This is a genomic window from Heliomicrobium modesticaldum Ice1, from assembly GCF_000019165.1.
Classification (GTDB): Bacteria; Bacillota; Desulfitobacteriia; order Heliobacteriales; family Heliobacteriaceae; genus Heliomicrobium; species Heliomicrobium modesticaldum.
Map to the genome: position 1 here is coordinate 1,161,189 of NC_010337.2, position 17,852 is coordinate 1,179,040.

Here is a 17,852-nt window from a genome sequence, read left to right on the forward strand (position 1 = left end):
CCTACGCTCTTCTCAAGCCCTCGCCAAAGGCTGTACCTTCGCCTGTGCGCCGCCTTCGGGCGTATTTCAGCCCCCTTTGGCATTCACCGGTTAAAACTCCACCGCATTGGCATGGTTCTTGCAATAACAAGTAGCAGGTTGTATCGGGCGGAGATTTTTCTCAAAGGGACAAACAAAATCTCATGCGCCCTAACGACAAAAAATTATTTGCGGAGGCGGATGACAATGAAAAAGGTCATCAATCAGGCGGAACAAGTCGTCGAAGAAATGCTGCAAGGTATCGTCCTCGCCCATCCCCAGTATGTGAAGCGGGTGGAAGGTTTCGACGTCATTGTCCGCGCCGATGCGCCTGTGGCCGGCAAGGTCGCCCTCGTCAGCGGCGGCGGCAGCGGTCATGAACCCTCCCACGGCGGGTTCGTCGGCCGGGGCATGTTGGACGGCGCAGTGGCCGGTGCCGTCTTCACCTCGCCCACGCCGGATCAGGTCTATGAAGCCGTCAAGGCAGTCGACAGCGGCAAGGGCGTCCTGCTGGTGATCAAGAACTACACCGGCGACGTGATGAACTTTGAAATGGCGGCAGAGATGGCCGAAGCTGACAACATCCAGGTGGCCAAGGTGGTCGTCAATGATGACGTGGCCGTGGAAAACAGCACCTGGACTACCGGCCGCCGCGGCATCGCCGGCACCGTTTTTGTTCATAAGATCGCCGGCGCCAAGGCTGAAAAGGGCGCCAGCCTGGAAGAGGTCAAAGCTGTCGCCGAAAAGGTGATCGCCAATGTGCGCTCCATGGGCATGGCTCTTTCGCCCTGCACCGTGCCGGCTGCCGGCAAGCCGAGCTTCACCCTGGCTGAAGACGAAGTGGAGATCGGCATGGGCATCCATGGCGAACCGGGCACTCATCGCGAAAGGATCGGCAGCGCCGATGAAACGGTCACCCACCTGCTCGACAAAATCCTGGCCGATATCGACGTCGCCGCCGGTGACGAGGTAGCCGTCCTGATCAACGGCCTCGGCGCCACCCCCTTGATGGAACTTTATGTGGTCAACCGCAGGGTGGCCGAGCTCCTCGGCGAAAAAGGCATCCAGATCGCCAAGACCTACGTGGGTAACTATATGACCTCGCTGGAAATGGCAGGGTTCTCTATCTCCCTGCTGAAGCTCGACGCCGAGTTGAAGGAGCTGCTGCTGGCACCGGCGGATACGCCTGCTTTCGTCCAGTTCTAGTAGATGAAAGCTGCCTGATTTTTCGGCTGGCGCAACCCGGCCTAATGCCTGCACACATCGGCAGCCCGACGGGCGATCATGGCTGCCATCCTCCTGGATCGAGCAAGATTTTTAGCCGGCTCTGCGCCGGCGGTCAGAGGTGACGCTGTTGAATAATCCAGCCATCGCATTGATCGGGGCGGTGGCCGATGCCATCGTCCAAAACAAGGATTTCCTGACCTCTCTCGACGCGGCCATCGGCGACGCCGATCACGGCATCAACCTGTCCCGCGGCGTCGAAGCGGTGCGGGCGAAGGCGGCCGCCTCGCCGAACGCCGATATCGGTGCATTGCTGAAGATGGTCGGCATGACCCTCATCTCCACCGTCGGCGGCGCTTCCGGCCCCCTTTACGGCACCGCCTTCCTGCGCGCCGCCGCGCCCGCCCAGGGGAAAAGGGCGTTAGACGGTGAGACGGTCAAAGAGATGCTGGCCGCCGCCATTCAGGGGATCAAGGACCGGGGCAAGGCTACCCGGGGAGAAAAAACCATGCTTGACGCGCTGGAGCCGGCCTTTGAGGCTTTTGTCCAGGGCCTGGAGGCGCAAAAGCCCCTCGTTGAATGTCTGGAGGCGGCCACTGCGGCAGCCCGCCAGGGCGTCGAGTTCACCAAAACCATCGTTGCCACCAAGGGCCGGGCCAGCTACCTCGGCGAACGCAGCAAGGGCCACCAGGATCCGGGGGCCACGTCTGCTGCGATCATGCTGGCGGCCATCACCGATTTTTGCCGCAAGGCGCCATAAGGGGGGTAAGCCAATGGTCGGCATCGTCATCGTCTCCCATAGCGCCAAAGTGGCCGAGGGCATCTGCGATCTGGCCCGGCAGATGGCCAAGGCGGATCAAAAAATCCTGCCTGCCGGCGGCATGGCCGACGGTTCCATCGGCACTGACGCCTTCAAAGTGAGTGAAGCCATCCAAGCCGCCTGGAGCGACGACGGGGTGCTTGTCCTCGTCGATCTGGGCAGCGCCCTCCTCAGCACCGATACGGCGATGGAATTTCTCGATGAAGGAATCCGCGAGCGGGTCCGCGTCGCCGACGCCCCCATCCTGGAAGGGGCCATCGGCGCCGCCGTTGAGGCGTCCGTGGGCAGCTCCTTAGAGCAAGTGCTGGCGACGGCGGAAGGCGCCAGGGAGATGCGCAAAATCATCTAGTTTCACAAGAAACACTTTTTTCCAATAAAACATTTTTCTGAAATATTTAGTTCCCAAAATAGGTCGGGGGGCGGCAGAACCGCCCCTGCCGACTTTCCAGCCCGAGGAGGTGATTCCGTTGACAGAGATTCAACTGGTCTTGACGAATCCCACAGGTCTGCATGCGCGGCCGGCCTCCCAGTTTGTGCAGACGGCAGCTCGTTTTAAGAGCAAAGTCCAGATCGTGGCCGGCGACAAGAGGGCCGATGGTAAGAGCATTTTGAATGTCATGACCTTGGGATTGAAGAAGGGTGCCGCTTTCACGGTGTCCGCTGACGGCGAGGATGAAGCCGAATGCCTGGCCGCCTTGCAGGCGCTGGTCGAGGGCAACTTTGGCGAAGGGTAGGGAGCGGCGGTGACAACTTTTTTTGGCAGGGGCGTCGTGTCCGGTGTCGCCCTGGGCCGGATCAAACGACCGGCTCAGGACCTGACGGCCTATCTGGATCGATACCGCCCCGGTTCCGTGGAAGAAGAGACGTCCAGGCTGGAGCAGGCGCTCGCCGGTGCGAAGGAACAGTTGCAGGCGCTCCTATCCGGGCCGGCTGTCGATGACACCTTGTCGGCTATCATGGAAGCCCATGTGATGATGCTCGACGACCCTGGACTCGTAGCGTCTATAATGGAAAAAATCCGAGAGGGCGACAGCGCTCCCCGGTCTGTCCTGGCTGCCTGCGAGGCTTATGCTGCCCAGTTTGCAGCCCTTGACGACCCTTACCTGCGCGAGCGGTCCGCCGACATCCGGGACATTGGACGGCGGGTGGCCGGACTGCTGCTGGGGGTGGACGGCGAGGGGGAAAAGGCGCGGGGCATGGCAGACAGTGGGGTTGTCCTATGCGCCAGCGACATGGAGCCCTCTGCCGTGGCCGCCTACCCGCCGGGACAACTGCAAGCCCTGCTTTTGGGCCAGGGGAGCACCACCTCTCACGCCGTGATCATCGCCAAAGCCCAAGGTATCGTGACCGTTGTTGGTCTTGGAGAGGCCGTCGACCAAATCCCCGACGGCGCCGAGGTCATCGTCGACGGCGCTTCCGGCGAGGTGCGATTATCTCCCGATGAGAAGGAACGCAACGCTGTTCTGGTGCGGATCGCAGCGCAGGCGGAGCGACGGCGGAAGGATCTGGCCGAGGCGACCCTGCCTGCCGTTACACGCGATGGTGTGAAGGTCCAGTTGGCGGCCAATATCGGTTCGCCTGGCGAATGGGAGAAGGCGCGGGCGCTGGGGGCCGAAGGGGTGGGCCTGTTTCGCAGCGAATTTTTGTTCATGGAACGGGACGCTCTCCCGAGTGAAGAGGAGCAGTTCGCCGCTTACCGCCAGGCGGCGGAAGGCTGTGGCGGACACCTCTGTGTGATCCGCACCCTCGACATCGGTGGCGATAAACCTTTGGCCCATCTGGCCATCGGTCACGAAGACAACCCCTTTCTGGGTTGGCGGGCGATCCGCATCAGCCTGGAACGAACCGATCTGTTCCGCACTCAGTTGAAGGCCATTCTCCGGGCCGGTTGCTATGGCAAGGTGGCCCTTATGCTGCCCATGGTGATCAGCGTCGGCGAGATCCGCCAGGCCCGAGCCATCCTCACCGAGGCAGCCGAGGAGTTGGCGCGGGAGGGGCGGGAATTTGCCGCCAATGTCCCCGTCGGCATCATGGTCGAGACGCCGGCGGCGGCTGCCACCGCATCGCTGCTGGCGCCGGCCTGTGACTTTTTCAGCATCGGCACGAACGACCTCGTCCAATACACCCTGGCTGTCGACCGGGGCAACCCTAAAGTGGCCCCCTTGTACAACCACTTTCATCCGGCTGTCCTCCGGCTCATCGACGCCACCATCCAGGCGGCGCGGCAGCAGGGGATCTGGGTGGGCATGTGCGGCGAGATGGCAGGCGATCCCTTGGCGGCGCCCCTCTTGGTCGGCATGGGCATCGACGAGTTGAGCATGAGCGCCCCCTCGATCCCGCAGGTCAAGGCGGTCATCCGCAGTCTTTCCGTCAGCGAGGCGCAAAAGGTGCGGAAAGCGGTGCTGGCTATGGAGGACGCTGCGGCAATCCGGGCTTACCTGGAGAAATGGCGCCAGTCTGCTGCGCGCTAACAATGTCACTGACGATGACAGAAGGACTGTTCACCTGACGGGGATTTCCCCGGCGGTGACGGTCTTTTTTTTTTTTATCACACAAAGAGTCCATCATCGGAATTGACTTTTCTGACCACTAGTGATAATATGTCAGTAGTTACAGGGAAACACTATGTTGTCGGCCATCCAGCAAGGCTTATATGGCCATCGCCCGCGAGATCGTGAGCGCCTGCGGGCAACCGGCGAAAGGTGCGACAGCGCAGTTGTAAGGAGGGACGCATATGTTTATAGGTAGTCAAGGCCACGGTTCCGGCCCAGGCCCGGCTCCGGGCCTGGGAGAGGGAAGCGGACGAGGTCAAGGTCCCGGTCCCGGTCGCGGTCCCGGTCGCGGTCGCGGGCGCTGCCGTTGCGGCGGGATGGGCGGCGGACGCTCCGATTCGCTGGTCTTTCCCGGCGTGCTGCTGAGCCTGCGCCAGCGGCCGGCGCACGGGTACGAATTGATGGAAAAACTGGAGCAAATGCACTTTGTGTCCGCCCTGCCGGATCCGGCGGTGATTTACCGTTATCTGCGGCGGCTGGAAGAGGAGGGGATGGTCGAATCCCGGCTGGAGCCTGGACAAGGCGGTCCGGCGCGGAAGGTTTACTCCTTGACGGCCGAAGGAGAGAGCTACCTGCAGGCCTGGGTGATCCGGATCGGCAAGCAAAAAAACGATCTGGAGGCTTTTCTTCAAGCCGCCGAAAGAGCGGCGGGAGCGCCCGGGTCTGCCGGTGGCGAAAGTGCCGCTCCATCTGCCGGTGAGTCTGCTGCGAAAGGGACCAGCGAATCTGGCGGCGGTGATGCCGATCGCCGTTCAACGGGTCAAGCAGACGGCGGGAGTGCCGGTGACAGCCAATGAAACCGATCATCGCCATCGCATCAGGAAAAGGCGGAACCGGCAAGACGACGGTGGCTGTGAACCTGGCTGCCGTAGCGGATGAACCGGTCCTGCTGGCCGACTGTGACGTGGAAGAGCCCAACTGTCATCTCTTCATTCACCCGGAAAAAAAAGTGACCACTCCCTTCAGTGTGCTGATGCCAGCCTTCAACCTGGAAAAATGCGTCGGCTGCGGCCGTTGCCGCGACGTCTGTCGCTTTCAGGCGCTGATCATGGTCAAAGGCAAGCCAATGCTGTTTCCGGAAAACTGCCACGCCTGCGGGGGCTGCAGCCGCCATTGCCCGTCTCGGGCCATCACCGAGGTAGAGCGACCTGTCGGAACGATTCATCAGGGAGACGCCGGAACGGTTCGACTGGTCTACGGCATCCTGGACATCGGCGAGGCCAAAAGTCCGCCCCTCATCCGAGCGGTGCGCCGCCGCCTGAACGACAGGACGACAACTGGCGAACGAACAGTGATCATCGACGCGCCGCCCGGCACCTCCTGCCCGGTTGTCAGCGCCATCGATGGCGTCGACTACCTCGTTCTCGTCACAGAGTCGACGCCCTTCGGGCTCCACGATCTGCAACTGGCCGTTGCGATGGCCCGGACGATGGGCCTTTCCTTCGGCGTGATCATCAACCGGGCCGGTCTCGGCGACAGCCGAGTTCACGATTACTGCCAGCGGGAAGGGATCACCCTGTTGATGGAATTGCCCTTTGACCGTGAGGTGGCCCAGGTGTACGCCGACGGGAAACTGCCGGCGCGGGAACTGCCGGCCATACGGGAGGCCTTTCAAGGGCTTTGGCAGCGGCTGCGCGAGGAGGTGACGCCATGAAGCAGATCGCTGTCCTATCAGGCAAGGGAGGCACCGGCAAGACATCCCTCGTGGCCGCCTTCGCCGCCCTGGCGGAACGGTCTGTCTTCGCCGACTGTGACGTTGATGCCGCCGACCTGCACCTGCTCCTGCAACCGGAGATCGAGGAGAAAGAGCCCTTTGAAAGCGGGCGAAGCCTCACCTGGAACAAGGATGGCTGCATCTTTTGCGGCCGTTGCTTGAAAGTTTGCCGCTTTGACGCCATCAAGTTCGACCGGTCCGGACCGAAGCAGGTCATCTCGCCTTTCGCTTGTGAAGGCTGTGGTTGCTGTGTCGATGTCTGCCCTGGGGAAGCCTTCACTCTGACGCCGAAACAGGCGGGAGAACTCTATGTGTCCACAACCCGTTTCGGCCCCTTTGTCCACGCCCAACTGGGCGTCGCCGAAGAGGCCAGCGGCCAACTGGTCACCAAGGTGCGCAAGCGCGCCCGAGAGATCGCCGAACAGCAGGGGATGTCCTACGTGCTGATCGACGGCTGTCCCGGCACAGGCTGCCCTGTCATCGCCTCAATCACCGGAACCGACCTCGTCGTCTTGGTGACCGAGCCGACCGTATCGGGCCTTCATGACCTGCGCCGCGTCGCCCAGGTGGTCCGCCACTTCCGCCGTCCCTGCGGCGTCGTGGTCAACAAGGCGGACTTAAACCGGGACATGACTGCCCGTATCAAAGACGAGTGCCGCGATGAAGCGATCCCCTTTTTCGGCGAGATCCCTTTTGACGATCAGGTGGTGGCCGCCCAGTTGGCTGGTCGATCGATCGTAGAGCAGGGTCCGTCGCCTGCGGGGGAGGCCATCCGGGCGATCTGGGCGACCATCTCCAAAACGGTGTCGGACAGCGCCACCTAGCGGTTCGCCGGCAAGTGGTTGCCCAACTAGTGACATTAGGCAACTAGAGACAGCCTGCATACAGATGAATGAGGAGCGGTACAGCCGTGACCAAAAAGAAGGAGGAATCGTGATGCCTCGAATGGATGGAACCGGCCCCTTGGGAAAGGGATCTATGACTGGACGGGGGCGCGGTCGTTGTATCTTGCCTGTCGGTGAAGTGCCAGTCTACCAAGACGGCGCTCTGGGCGGCCAAGGCGGTGCTCGGAGCGCCTCAGGCGGACAGGGCGGCCTTCGGCGGATCGCCAACGCTTTCTGCCGCTTTGGCGGTCTTGGGAGAGGACGGGGCAACGGCTGTCCGGCCAACGGCGGTCTGAGCAACCGCGGCATGGGCAACGGCGGCGGCGGCTTCGGGCGCCGGGGCGGCGGACGCGGCGCGAATGGGAGAAATGTCGGTTTCTAAGGAGGAGCAGACCATTGGATAAAGCACAAAGGGGGTGACTGCATTGAAAGTGCTGATCACGAGCACCGGTCCCTCTCTGGACGACCAAGTCGATGAGCGCTTCGGCCGAGCGCGCTGGCTGCTTCTGGTGGACACGGACAGCCGAACGTTGCTGGAGGCCCTGGATAATCACAGACAGGTAAACGCCATGCAGGGATCGGGGATCAAAGTGGCGGAAATCGCCGGTGAAAAAGGGGCAGAATGGGTACTGACCGGGTTTGTCGGACCCAAAGCCTTCGCCGCTCTCCAGGCCATGGACATCCGCATCGGCCAGGGTGTCAAGGGCACCGCGCGCCAGGTGGTGGAATCGTTCCTGCGCGGCGACTTTACGGCGGCCGAAGCGCCCAACGCCGAAAGCCACTGGTAAAGCAAATGAAATAACAGAAAGGGATGCTGAACATGTCCAACGTGCGTCTTGCCATTCCCTCCGTCCGCCCCGGCGGGCTGTCTGCTGAGTGCTCCGGCCATTTTGGCCGCTGCGACTGCTTCACCATCGTTGAGATCAACGACGGTAAACGGGTCAAGGATACCGTCATCGACAACCCGCCCCACTATGAGGGCGGTTGCCTGCGACCGGTGAACCTGCTTTCGGAGCATCAGGTGAATGCCTTGGTCGTGCAGGGCATCGGCGCCTGGCCCCTCTCCGGATTCCGTCAGGCCGGCATCGAAGTCTATCAGGCCAACGAGCCGACGGTGCAAAAAGTGGTGGACGCCTTTTGCGCCGGAAAAATCTCGCCCATCGACGACCGGCAGGTCTGTCAGCATCATTAATCGGAAGAGCGTCGTTAATCGGAAATGCGTCGTTGAGTCGTTGATCAGAAAAGCGTCGTCAATAAAAAAGAAAAGCCTGGCGCAATGCCGGGTTTTTCTTTTTTTAAAAATTTATCCTTTTACTCAAAACTTGTCGTTCGAAAAAAGTCCTGTTGCGGAACAAAGTCTGGTGTCGAGGCCTATGTAACAAGGAGATCACTCGTCAACAGGAGAATGTAGCATTAGCGAAGGACAACGTGCCGATCAGCGCTTTCGGCGGAGGCGCGATAGGCTCGAAAAAATTTTTTCGTGGAAACCGATCGCAGTTCCTATGCGTCAATGGACGGGGAGTTGAATCTACTGACAACGTTTTTACCGAATGAAGATATCAAAGGAGGTTTTTTTTGTGATATACCTGAAAAAGGGATGCCAAAGAAAGGGAGGGCGGCGTCCCGCCCAGGCGGCCCTGGCCGGTCTTGTCCTTGCGAGCATGTTGGCAGGCGCCTTTCCCGCAACCGCCTTGGCCGCAGCTTCCTCGCAGACGGCGACAGTGGGCGAGGAGGCGAATAAGATTGAGAAGGCTTCTCCCCAAGTGGAAGCCCGCATCCAGAAGACCATCGACCTGCTCCGGTCACTCTACCCGGAGTTTGGCTCCTTGAATCTTCAGATGAAGTTCCGTGAGAAGAACACCCGCATGATGCACGGGCAGCGCCTGGAACGGGAAGAGTGGATCCTGTTCTTCGATGATCGGCAGTCGAAAGACAAGAAGTCGGAAGACTGGATCTACAACCAGGTACATATGAATTTTGATGAAACAGGCGCCCTGATCTCGTACAGTTGGCAAAACCCCAACTGGGCGGGAACAGACATGCCGGACAAGGCGATGGCATCAAAAAAGGCAAAGGAATTTCTGCAGAAGCTCATCGGCGCCGACCTTGACCGTTACGCGTCGGGGAGCGCCAGCAGCACCGGGACCCATGGCGCCGCTTCAGATGGCGGGAAAAAAGTCACCTGGACACACCGCAGCGTTCAGTTTGAGGGGCTCGTCAACGGCATCCCCCTGATGAACAGCAGCGACAATTGGACCGTCGATGTGGACGGAAAGGGCCGGATCGTCGGGGTGCACCACTGGAACAAGGAACGGCCTGATCCCGCCTTGTACCCTGATCCGGCCAAAGCGATCACCTTGGAAGCGGCGAAAAGGCGCTTGGCCGAGCAGACGCGGATGGTGCTGTCCTACCAGCCGCAAGAATTTCTGAATCAGCATCCGGGCGGCTTTGCTGACATGCCCTTGCCGGGGAGAAAGCCGATGGTCCTGGTCTACATGCCGGACAGCATGGGCTACATCGACGCCTTCACAGGAAATCTCTCTGAAGGATTCAACGCTGCTGCCGATGGATTCAAGAAGATGGAGGCGACCATCCGCATCACCGGCCAAGGGAAGGAGCGCTATGTCCGCAGTCCGGAAGAAGGTCGGCGGTTTATCGAAAAAGATCTCGGTTTCGACATGACGGGAATGACCTTTTTCGATGCCCTTAAGGGAGAGGAAGAAGAGCCCGCCGCGCCCACGATCAAGCGGTATCATTGGGACGAACAAGCCCGCATGGATAGCCTGATCGCGAAAATCCGGCCCGACAAGTTCCGCCCCCGCTACGCCTCTTTGACAACAGAATCGGATACAGGGCGGGTCTGCGGCTTTTCCATCGGTCGCGTCTACGTCGACAGCGAACGGCAGGTGCAGGAAGCAAAGCAGTATGGGGCGATCCCCGCCGAAGAGGCGAAAAAAAAGGCCGTCAGCTTCCTCCAGTCCTTCCTGCCGGCACGGACCATTGAAATGAAACTGTTAGAGCCGAAAGATGGGCAGCCGACGTACCCCGATTGGGTTGACCTGTCCAAGCTGCCTCAGGACTTCCATGAAAGTCCTGTCTACGATTTTATCTTTATCCCTATCCATGACGGCGTTCCCGTTGAAGGGCTCCACTGGCACGTGTCCGTCGACAAAGCGACGGGCACGGTATGGTCCTTTACCTATTTTCCCGTTGACTTTGACAAACTGCCGTCTAAGCGCGGCCTCCTTTCCCCGGAGGCGGCCAAGGAGAGGTACCTTAAAAACCTCGACATGAAAGAGGTCTATCTGTGGCCGGAGTTTTTCAACCAGCGTGCGCCCAAGCCCCAACTGGTCTATATGCCCGCATATGAGACCGCCGGCGTCATCGACGCCAAAACAGGGAAGCCGATTCCTTTCGTCAAGGAGTAACAGGCAGAGCGGGGAACAGAGTCGGGAAGACAGCCCCTGCGGACAGAAATTGCCACACCCTACACCTTGACGCATCACACGTATTTTGTTATACTGTTTCCTGTGGCGCGAGAGAGCGCCCGGAAATATGCGCCCGTAGCTCAGCTGGATAGAGTAATTGACTACGAATCAAGAGGTCGGAGGTTCGAATCCTCCCGGGCGCGCCATTTCTTTCTTTTTTTTTTATGAAAAGCCCTTCTCGTCATCGTTTGCGACCCGATGGGTCATGAAGGTTTTATTTTGGCGGAAAATGCCTCCGTAGCTCAGTGGATAGAGCGAGGGCGTCCTAAGCCCTGTCGTCGGGAGTTCGATTCTCTCCGGGGGCACCAGGAAGGCACCGTCCTTTTCCCCGAACAGTGTGCCGGGAAAGGCGTTTTATTCGTGGGCAATGAAGCGATGGATGCATTGCAGTGACCGGTTGCCTGACAACGACCGGTTCATCGATCTCATCGGCCGATTTCATCAATTGAAGAGCAGGGGACCGCAGTGGCACTCGCTGACGACAAGTTCATGGGGTTGGCCCTGGAGGAAGGTCGACAGGCCTATGCCAAGGGTGAGGTGCCGATCGGCTGTGTCATCGTCAAAGACGGCGAGGTCATCGGCCGGGGACACAACCTCCGCGAGACGGAAAAGAACCCCGTTGCCCATGCCGAAGTCCTGGCCATCCAGGATGCGGCCAACCGAATCGGTGGCTGGCGGTTGGCGGGAGCGACTTTGTACGTGACCGTGGAACCTTGTCCCATGTGTGCTGGCGCCATCGTGCTGGCTCGGATACCCCGCGTTGTCTTCGCCGTCATGGACCCGAAAGGCGGGGCGGCCGGAACCTGCTTCAACATCCTCGAAAGCCCTTGGACGAATCACCGCGTGTCGGTCATCTCCGGTGTGCGCGAGGGAGAGGCCAGAGAACTGATGCAGTCCTTTTTTCAGCGGCTGCGCAGGAAGTAGCCTTGTTGGTACATCGACCCTTCGCCAACGGAGGCTCTGAGTCATGAAAACCGCATCAACACGGAGAGGTGGCTGAGTTGGTCGAAGGCGCCCGACTCGAAATCGGGTAGGCGTTAACAGCGTCTCGTGGGTTCGAATCCCACCCTCTCCGCCATTACAACTGACTTCACAAGGCTTTTGCCTTCGGCTTATTAAAAAAAGACCAATTTTGGTTATTTGTTAACGAACATAAGCGGTGATGTGCAAACCACGTTTTTCTATTGTTAGTCCAATGCAGTAGAAAAACGTGGTTTTTGCGTTTGGCGACAAGGAAGAAAGGTGCCGGGACGATTCGGCAGGGGCATTCCGTGATGTGGTCGATATTAATCATTTAGTATTCGCATAAATTTTTTAACTTTTTTTGCGAATGACTTTTTTGCTTTACTTACATTCAGGCTTTTTCCCAACACCTTGTTCACACCATTGCTTCGATAGGCAATCCCACCCTATCCGGTCTCGGGGGCGAGAATAGAAAGTCATCCATGGAAGAAGACCAAGCGGTAGCGGCCAAAGCGCACGTTGGCGCACCGTCCGTCACCGTGCGTCACTGTGCGCCACTGTGATGCATAGTGCCGCACAACTTCAAATAGAATAGGGACGCACTATAAAAACATGGTAAAATATAGAACAAACTGCGCGTTCACGATGCTATGGGGAGGGGAAATGATGGACTTTCAAGAGATTGATCGGTTGAAGCAAATAGTGGACAAGTACAGGCCATTATGCCGAGAGTTGATGGAGGCTCTGTCAAGGAAGTTCCGCGAGGAGTGGACCTATCATACCAATGCGCTCGAAGGAAACACGATGACATTGCAAGAAACGGTGTTCTTTCTCCGCGAAGGATTGACGGTGGAAGGGCGCACGTTGAAAGAGCATATGGAAATGCTCAATCACGTGGAGGCTATTGACTTTATGCAAGAAGCGTTGTCCTCTCGTGACCTATCGGAACGAATGGTGAAAGACTTTCATGCGATACTGTTCAGTGATATGAAATACGCTAAGGGAGAGATACCTGTTCCCCCCGGATTGTATAAAACACGCGACAATTATGTTGTCACTCTGTCTGGGGAAATTCACCACTACTGCCCGCACTATCTTGTTCCGGAAAAAATGGAGGAGTTGTTTCGCTGGTACGAAGACGCCAAGAAGTCGCTACATCCCCTAGAGATATCTGCACTGATGCATCAGAAGTTGGTGGCGATCCATCCTTTCCCTGATGGAAATGGTCGAACCGCTAGGCTCGTCATGAACTTTCTTCTTTTGCAGAAAGGATATCCGCCGGCGATCATTCCCAAGGAGCGACGACGTGAGTATTATGTGGCCCTTGAAGAAGGTGATCAGGGGAACACTGAACGGTTTATCCGCCTCGTTGCCGAAGAAGTGAAGCGCAGCCTGTTGGTGATGCACACGGAAATCGCCAAAGTTGTTCAGCAACAACAGCCAATAACCGGTGATAAGAAAAAAACGGACAGGGTATGATGTTCTCCAGCTCGGCAACGGCGCCTTTTTGCATCGCCAAGCCGAGCCGTAAAGCAAGCCTTTCATAACGGGGTTGGATACTGACGAGGCCGGGTAGAGGAGTAAAACCTTGTTAATGGAAGATAATATTTCTGGTATGATGAGAAGCAGGTACAAAGAAAAGAGGGTGTGCGCAATGGAAGACCTGATTTCGTCCATGCTGAAGCAAAAAGTCTGGGTGGTGGCCGGTTCTTTCCGCAGCGAGGAAAAGTGGGCCTATAAGATCTACCGCAAGTTAAAACAAAAGGGGTACACCGTCTACGCCCTGAACAAAGCAGTTAAGGAGGTGGACGGCGACCCGACGTATCCCGAACTGAAAGACCTGCCCCAAGTCCCACAGGTGATCAACCTGGTCACTCCGCCGGAGGTGAGCCGGAAGTTGGTCGATGAAAGCAAGGCCGTCGGCATCGATTATGTATGGTTCCAACCGGGAGCGGAGAGCGCCGAGGCCATCGAGGCAGCGGAAAAAGCCGGGCTGAAGGTATTGCACAACGCCTGTGTCTATGCGCTGCACAACTGATTCGACAAGAGCAAAAAGTCCAAAAGGCGAATCCCCCTCGGGGATGCCTTTTGGGCTTTTTTCATCGCGCAAAACCGAATCGGCCTGTGAAGAAGCTGCGCAGCATGCATCCTTGCAGGTTCTTGTGGCTGATCAGTTTTTCAATCTGCGAGGTGAAGAAGCTACTCAGCATGCATCGTCGCCTTTGCCGTTGCCATTACCGCTGCCGCCGCAGTCGCAGCCGCCTCGCGCCGGCATCTGCTGACCGCTCTTAAGCCCTGGCGCGGCGACCTTCTCTTTGGTGTAGTCGCAACCACAGCCGTCTAGCGCCGGCATCTGCTGACTGCTCGCGGTTTCTCCCACCTGATAGCGTGCGATCTCATAGGACATATAGCCCCCGGACAGGTTCCTCGCCTTGAATCCCCGTTGCTTCAAAATCCGCTCGGCCAGGTACCCGCGGAAGCCGACTCTGCAGTACAGCCAGTACTCCTTGCTGGGATCCAGTTCGCCGAGCCGGTCCCGCAACGCGTCGACGGGGATATGGATCGCGCCGGGGATGTGGCCGTTTTCGTATTCAAGTTCGCTGCGCACATCGAGCAGCACGGCCTTTTCCCGGTCCATCCCATCAATATCGCTGCTGGTGAAGAGGTCTGCCCGACCGGCAAGCACGTTTTCGGCGAGAAAGCCGGCCATGTTGACAGGGTCTTTGGCCGATGAATAGGGCGGCGCATAGGCGAGTTCCAGCTCCTTCAGGTCATCGACGGTTCCGCCCATACGGATGACCGTGGCGATGACGTCGATGCGCTTGTCGACGCCGTCATAGCCAAAAGCCTGAGCGCCGAGCACCTTGCCCGTTTCAGCGAAGAGCACCTTCAGCGCGATCGGTGTGGCGCCGGGGTAATAGGAGGCGTGGGAGTTGGGATGGACGTGAACGACTCGGTAGGCCATGCCGAGGCGGCGGAGGTTGCGCTCGTTGTTGCCCGTCATCGCCCCGGTGAGGCCGAAGATCTTGATGATGGATGTCCCTTGGGATCCTCGGAAGCGGCTGTCGATGCCGCAGATGTTGTCGGCGGCGACGCGACCTTGTTTGTTGGCGGGGCCGGCCAAAGGGATGGTCGTCTCGCCGCCGTTGACGAAGTCGACGACTTGGATGGCGTCGCCGACGGCGTAGACGCTGTCCAGGTTGGTCTGCATGCGATCATTGACGATGATGTGGCCGCGGGGGCCGAACTGGAGGCCCGAGCCCTTCAGAAAGTCTACATCAGGTTTGACGCCGATGGCCAAGATGACCATGCCGGCTTTCAGGCGGGTGCCGCTGAGCAGGGTGACCTCGATCTCGTCGCCGCCGGGAATCTCCGCAAACTCCCGCACCCCGTCGCCAAGGATCATCCGCACGCCGTGATCGGACAGTTCCTTCTCGGCCAGGGTGACCATGTCATCGTCAAAGGGCGGCAGGATATGAGGCGCCGCTTCCACCAGGGTGACAGGGATGCCGCGTTCGATCAGGTTCTCTGCCATCTCGACGCCGATGAAACCACCGCCGATGACGACGGCCGCTGTTCTCTCTTTTTTTCGGGCTATGTTGTCGACGACGGCCTTGATCCGGTCGGCGTCGGGGATGTTGCGAACGGTAAAGATCTTGTCGCTCCCGACGCCGGCGATGGGCGGGACAAAGGGTTTCGCTCCCGGCGAGAGGACGAGCACGTCGTAGGATTCTTCGTAAACACCTCGGTCGGCGCTTTTGACGGTCACGCTCTTCTTTGCGCTGTCGATAGACACCACCTCGCTGTGCAGGCGGGCGTCGATGTTGAACCGGTCGAGCATCATCTGCGGCGTCTGCAGGATCAGGTTGGAACGCTCGACGATGGTTTCGCCGATGTAGTACGGCAGGCCGCAGTTGGCGAAGGAAATGTAGCCGTCTCGTTCGAAGATAATGATTTCTGCCTGCTCGTCGAGCCTGCGCAAGCGGGCTGCCGCGGATGCCCCGCCTGCGACGCCGCCGACGATGACGACTTTTTTGCTCACAGATACCGCTCCTTGTCTGTTTTTTTATTCAGATTGCGCAAAAAAGGCAGGATAGGTTCGGTCATTGGTGATGCCTAACTACAGTCAAAAAAGTGATGGTTCTTACAATCTATTGTAGGCGGATGCGCTATAGCGGTAAAGAGTCGACTGATTCTTTTTCACTGCATCTCCATTCCCCGCATTATCCGTGAAACTGGTCGCCGAATGCGGGGCCGCTTTCGCCGGCGGTGCTCTCTGGCGGCAAAGCGCCATGTTTGTTTAATTTTTTTTCAAAAAAGGAATAACCAAAATGGCGTCGAATACGTTAAACTATATATAGCCGAGTTCTGGTCGCAAGGGAGACTGTCGGCCAGTGCTCAGGGAAAATGTGGAAAAAAGGAGGTGTACGCCCAATGGAAATGTACAGCCCCACTTTTAATGTCGCCCACATCCTGGCCTTTTTCTTCCTGTTCCTCCACATTCCTTTCTACTTCGTCCTGAAAGACTAGTATCCCTATGCACTAATCCTCTTTGGCCGTTCGGCAAAGCGATTCTTTCGTAGTGACGACATAACTACAGTAAATCAGGGGGGTGACTCCCTGATTTGTTTTTTCTTTTTGCTCTTGCCGGGGCAACACATGGGCGAAGATAATATGATTTCCCTGCAAAAATTTTATTCAAAAAATTCAAAGAGGCTCCTCCTGATTTTCCACTTGCCTGGCGCAATGATAGCTTATTCGTTTCGGGGTTACTTTCTGCAGGGGAATTATAATATGATAGATAATAGGGAAGACTATTTCGGTCAAATTTTCAGGGTTGGGTAACAGGAAACACTGCCGGTACTTCCTAATAAGCAGGGAGTCTTCTCTGATCTCAAGTTAAGAGGGAGCGGCGATGAGAATTAAAAACATTATCGTACTGGGTATGTACCCCTATCCTTGGCACGAGAAGACGATCAGCGACACCATGCGGTCTATGACGAGGGCATTTAAGGGAAAGAAAAGGATCTTTATCAATCCAAGTGTGGGATTTCAACGGGCCGTACGAGAAAACTACTCCTTTGCCATGGATTGGGCTTGTCGCGACGATAGTGGCGTCATCGTTTGCACTCCGCCGCTTGAAACAATCCCCTCCTCCTTCGGTCTGGGAAGCATGAAAAATTCTTGGGTGAATAAACGGCTAGCCTCCCTCATGGCAAGTCTTTTGGGGGACGATTGGCGGGAAGACAGTCTTTTGTACCTCTCATCGGGTGGGATCGGGCAATCCTATCAGACGATGATGGCATTAAAACCAAAGAGGATGGCTTTTGATATACTTGACGACAACCTTGGTTTTCCCGGGATCCGCCCTGATGAAAAAGCAGTGCTGGAAGACCGTTTTAGAGAACTCGTTAATAAAGCGAATGTTGTCACTGCCGTCTCACCGTATCTGGTAGAGAAGTTTTCTGCGAAGTTTCAGAATGACATTCATTTGCTCCCAAACGGTTTGGATGTGGAGAGATTCTCCTATCGTCCAGAGTACGCAAGGCCTATCGCTGAATTAAATGGGCTGGAAAGGCCTGTGATCGGTTTTATCGGCGCCCTGACGAGTTGGATAGACTTTGAACTTATCTTGAAGATGGCAGAACACATAAAAACGGGCTCCATTGCGCTGGTAGGGCCAATTTACAGCACAGCTGTGTCGCAGTTGAAAGGACACCCGAGGATTCGATTTATTGATTCGATCCCTTATGAGCGGGTACCGCACTTTTTATACCAATTTGATATTCTCTTATTGCCGAGGAATTATGAACCCCATTCGCTCGCATCGGATCCGTTGAAGCTGTATGAGTATATGGCCACCGGCAAGCCGGTCCTTTCAACAGCGTTGCCAAGCGCGATGCGGTTTCAGGATGTCATCTATGTAGGAAAAACCCATCAAGATATATTGGATTTGCTTGGAAAAATTCCTGCTCATTGGAGCAGCGAGCAGTCCCTGGCGGAAATTCAACGGGTGGCATCGATGGATTGGCATCAGAGGGCCGAAAGATTGCTCCGCTGGATTGAAGATTAGAGCGGCAGATCACAAGAGAAGATCGGCAAGACCCCATCAGCGTCTCCTGCTGGCGGGGTTTTATCTTGGTCTTGCCAAAGCATCAAAAAAGTGTCCATAATGAAGACAAGGACTCG

General features: G+C 57.5%; 16 protein-coding genes, 3 tRNA genes and 1 pseudogene. 19 read left to right on the plus strand and 1 reads right to left on the minus strand.

Translation table 11 applies throughout. The annotated features are described in order from the left end of the window. Window positions 1–225: 225 nt before the first annotated feature. The 18 genes from dhaK to HM1_RS05230 all read left to right on the plus strand — a co-directional run bounded on the left by dhaK (window position 226) and on the right by HM1_RS05230 (window position 13,701). Window positions 226–1,224 carry a dihydroxyacetone kinase subunit DhaK gene (gene dhaK, locus HM1_RS05145; RefSeq protein ID WP_012282243.1) on the plus strand — a complete coding sequence of 333 codons (999 nt, stop codon included), beginning with the start codon at window positions 226–228 and terminating at the stop codon, window positions 1,222–1,224. A 139-nt stretch (window positions 1,225–1,363) separates the two neighbouring features. After that, window positions 1,364–2,002 carry a dihydroxyacetone kinase subunit DhaL gene (gene dhaL, locus HM1_RS05150; RefSeq protein ID WP_012282244.1) on the plus strand — a complete coding sequence of 213 codons (639 nt, stop codon included), beginning with the start codon at window positions 1,364–1,366 and terminating at the stop codon, window positions 2,000–2,002. A gap of 13 nt (window positions 2,003–2,015) precedes the next feature. After that, complete coding sequence (gene dhaM, locus HM1_RS05155) at window positions 2,016–2,411, plus strand: dihydroxyacetone kinase phosphoryl donor subunit DhaM (RefSeq protein WP_012282245.1); 396 nt, start codon at window positions 2,016–2,018, stop codon at window positions 2,409–2,411. Between the two features lie 109 nt (window positions 2,412–2,520). Next, entirely contained in the window at window positions 2,521–2,796 is a 276-nt protein-coding gene (locus HM1_RS05160) for an HPr family phosphocarrier protein (protein WP_417999842.1), read from the plus strand. A gap of 9 nt (window positions 2,797–2,805) precedes the next feature. Beyond that, window positions 2,806–4,533: a phosphoenolpyruvate--protein phosphotransferase gene (gene ptsP / locus HM1_RS05165; RefSeq protein WP_012282247.1), complete on the plus strand. Its 1,728-nt coding sequence runs from the start codon at window positions 2,806–2,808 to the stop codon at window positions 4,531–4,533. A 263-nt stretch (window positions 4,534–4,796) separates the two neighbouring features. After that, the gene (locus HM1_RS14470) at window positions 4,797–5,411 is read left to right on the plus strand and encodes a PadR family transcriptional regulator (RefSeq protein ID WP_049754047.1); all 615 of its coding nucleotides are present in this window, start codon (window positions 4,797–4,799) and stop codon (window positions 5,409–5,411) included. Continuing rightward, a complete protein-coding gene (locus tag HM1_RS05175; protein WP_012282249.1) occupies window positions 5,408–6,268 on the plus strand; it encodes an ATP-binding protein in 861 nt (286 codons plus the stop codon). Before HM1_RS14470 ends, HM1_RS05175 begins: the two co-directional genes overlap by 4 nt. Then, on the plus strand, window positions 6,265–7,152 hold the full coding sequence (locus tag HM1_RS05180; RefSeq protein WP_012282250.1) for an ATP-binding protein: 888 nt from the start codon (window positions 6,265–6,267) through the stop codon (window positions 7,150–7,152). Before HM1_RS05175 ends, HM1_RS05180 begins: the two co-directional genes overlap by 4 nt. Before the next feature lie 112 nt (window positions 7,153–7,264). After that, window positions 7,265–7,594, plus strand: a complete 330-nt coding sequence (locus tag HM1_RS05185) for a DUF5320 domain-containing protein (protein ID WP_012282251.1) — start codon at window positions 7,265–7,267, stop codon at window positions 7,592–7,594. Between the two features lie 49 nt (window positions 7,595–7,643). Beyond that, the gene (locus HM1_RS05190) at window positions 7,644–8,000 is read left to right on the plus strand and encodes a NifB/NifX family molybdenum-iron cluster-binding protein (RefSeq protein ID WP_236995065.1); all 357 of its coding nucleotides are present in this window, start codon (window positions 7,644–7,646) and stop codon (window positions 7,998–8,000) included. 32 nt (window positions 8,001–8,032) lie between these two features. Beyond that, window positions 8,033–8,404 carry a NifB/NifX family molybdenum-iron cluster-binding protein gene (locus tag HM1_RS05195; protein WP_041313379.1) on the plus strand — a complete coding sequence of 124 codons (372 nt, stop codon included), beginning with the start codon at window positions 8,033–8,035 and terminating at the stop codon, window positions 8,402–8,404. 385 nt (window positions 8,405–8,789) lie between these two features. Continuing rightward, window positions 8,790–10,640 (plus strand): YcdB/YcdC domain-containing protein, encoded by a 1,851-nt coding sequence (locus HM1_RS05200; protein ID WP_012282254.1) that lies wholly within the window; start codon window positions 8,790–8,792, stop codon window positions 10,638–10,640. 129 nt (window positions 10,641–10,769) lie between these two features. Beyond that, window positions 10,770–10,846: transfer RNA gene (locus HM1_RS05205), tRNA-Arg, on the plus strand. 85 nt (window positions 10,847–10,931) lie between these two features. Further along, window positions 10,932–11,008, plus strand: a tRNA-Arg gene (locus tag HM1_RS05210). 157 nt (window positions 11,009–11,165) lie between these two features. Next, a complete protein-coding gene (locus HM1_RS05215; protein ID WP_012282255.1) occupies window positions 11,166–11,624 on the plus strand; it encodes a nucleoside deaminase in 459 nt (152 codons plus the stop codon). A gap of 62 nt (window positions 11,625–11,686) precedes the next feature. Then, window positions 11,687–11,778: transfer RNA gene (locus HM1_RS05220), tRNA-Ser, on the plus strand. A gap of 551 nt (window positions 11,779–12,329) precedes the next feature. After that, window positions 12,330–13,142 (plus strand): Fic family protein, encoded by an 813-nt coding sequence (locus tag HM1_RS05225; protein WP_236995044.1) that lies wholly within the window; start codon window positions 12,330–12,332, stop codon window positions 13,140–13,142. A 175-nt stretch (window positions 13,143–13,317) separates the two neighbouring features. Then, window positions 13,318–13,701 carry a CoA-binding protein gene (locus HM1_RS05230; RefSeq protein WP_012282257.1) on the plus strand — a complete coding sequence of 128 codons (384 nt, stop codon included), beginning with the start codon at window positions 13,318–13,320 and terminating at the stop codon, window positions 13,699–13,701. A gap of 264 nt (window positions 13,702–13,965) precedes the next feature. Here HM1_RS05230 and HM1_RS05235 read toward each other — a convergent pair. Next, a pseudogene (locus HM1_RS05235) lies at window positions 13,966–15,705 on the minus strand (FAD-dependent oxidoreductase); the annotation flags it as partial. A gap of 873 nt (window positions 15,706–16,578) precedes the next feature. Between HM1_RS05235 and HM1_RS05245 the strand changes: the two are divergent. Next, window positions 16,579–17,736 (plus strand): glycosyltransferase, encoded by a 1,158-nt coding sequence (locus HM1_RS05245; protein WP_041313385.1) that lies wholly within the window; start codon window positions 16,579–16,581, stop codon window positions 17,734–17,736. Window positions 17,737–17,852: the final 116 nt, after the last annotated feature.

Bases quoted from the DNA above. Each gene is read 5' to 3' on its own strand.
- dhaK (WP_012282243.1), top strand. From the start codon at position 226: ATGAAAAAGGTCATCAATCAGGCGGAACAAGTCGTCGAAGAAATGCTG.
- dhaM (WP_012282245.1), top strand. From the start codon at position 2,016: ATGGTCGGCATCGTCATCGTCTCCCATAGCGCCAAAGTGGCCGAGGGC.
- HM1_RS14470 (WP_049754047.1), top strand. From the start codon at position 4,797: ATGTTTATAGGTAGTCAAGGCCACGGTTCCGGCCCAGGCCCGGCTCCG.
- HM1_RS05175 (WP_012282249.1), top strand. From the start codon at position 5,408: ATGAAACCGATCATCGCCATCGCATCAGGAAAAGGCGGAACCGGCAAG.
- HM1_RS05180 (WP_012282250.1), top strand. From the start codon at position 6,265: ATGAAGCAGATCGCTGTCCTATCAGGCAAGGGAGGCACCGGCAAGACA.
- HM1_RS05185 (WP_012282251.1), top strand. From the start codon at position 7,265: ATGCCTCGAATGGATGGAACCGGCCCCTTGGGAAAGGGATCTATGACT.
- HM1_RS05195 (WP_041313379.1), top strand. From the start codon at position 8,033: ATGTCCAACGTGCGTCTTGCCATTCCCTCCGTCCGCCCCGGCGGGCTG.
- HM1_RS05225 (WP_236995044.1), top strand. From the start codon at position 12,330: ATGGACTTTCAAGAGATTGATCGGTTGAAGCAAATAGTGGACAAGTAC.
- HM1_RS05230 (WP_012282257.1), top strand. From the start codon at position 13,318: ATGGAAGACCTGATTTCGTCCATGCTGAAGCAAAAAGTCTGGGTGGTG.
- HM1_RS05245 (WP_041313385.1), top strand. From the start codon at position 16,579: ATGAGAATTAAAAACATTATCGTACTGGGTATGTACCCCTATCCTTGG.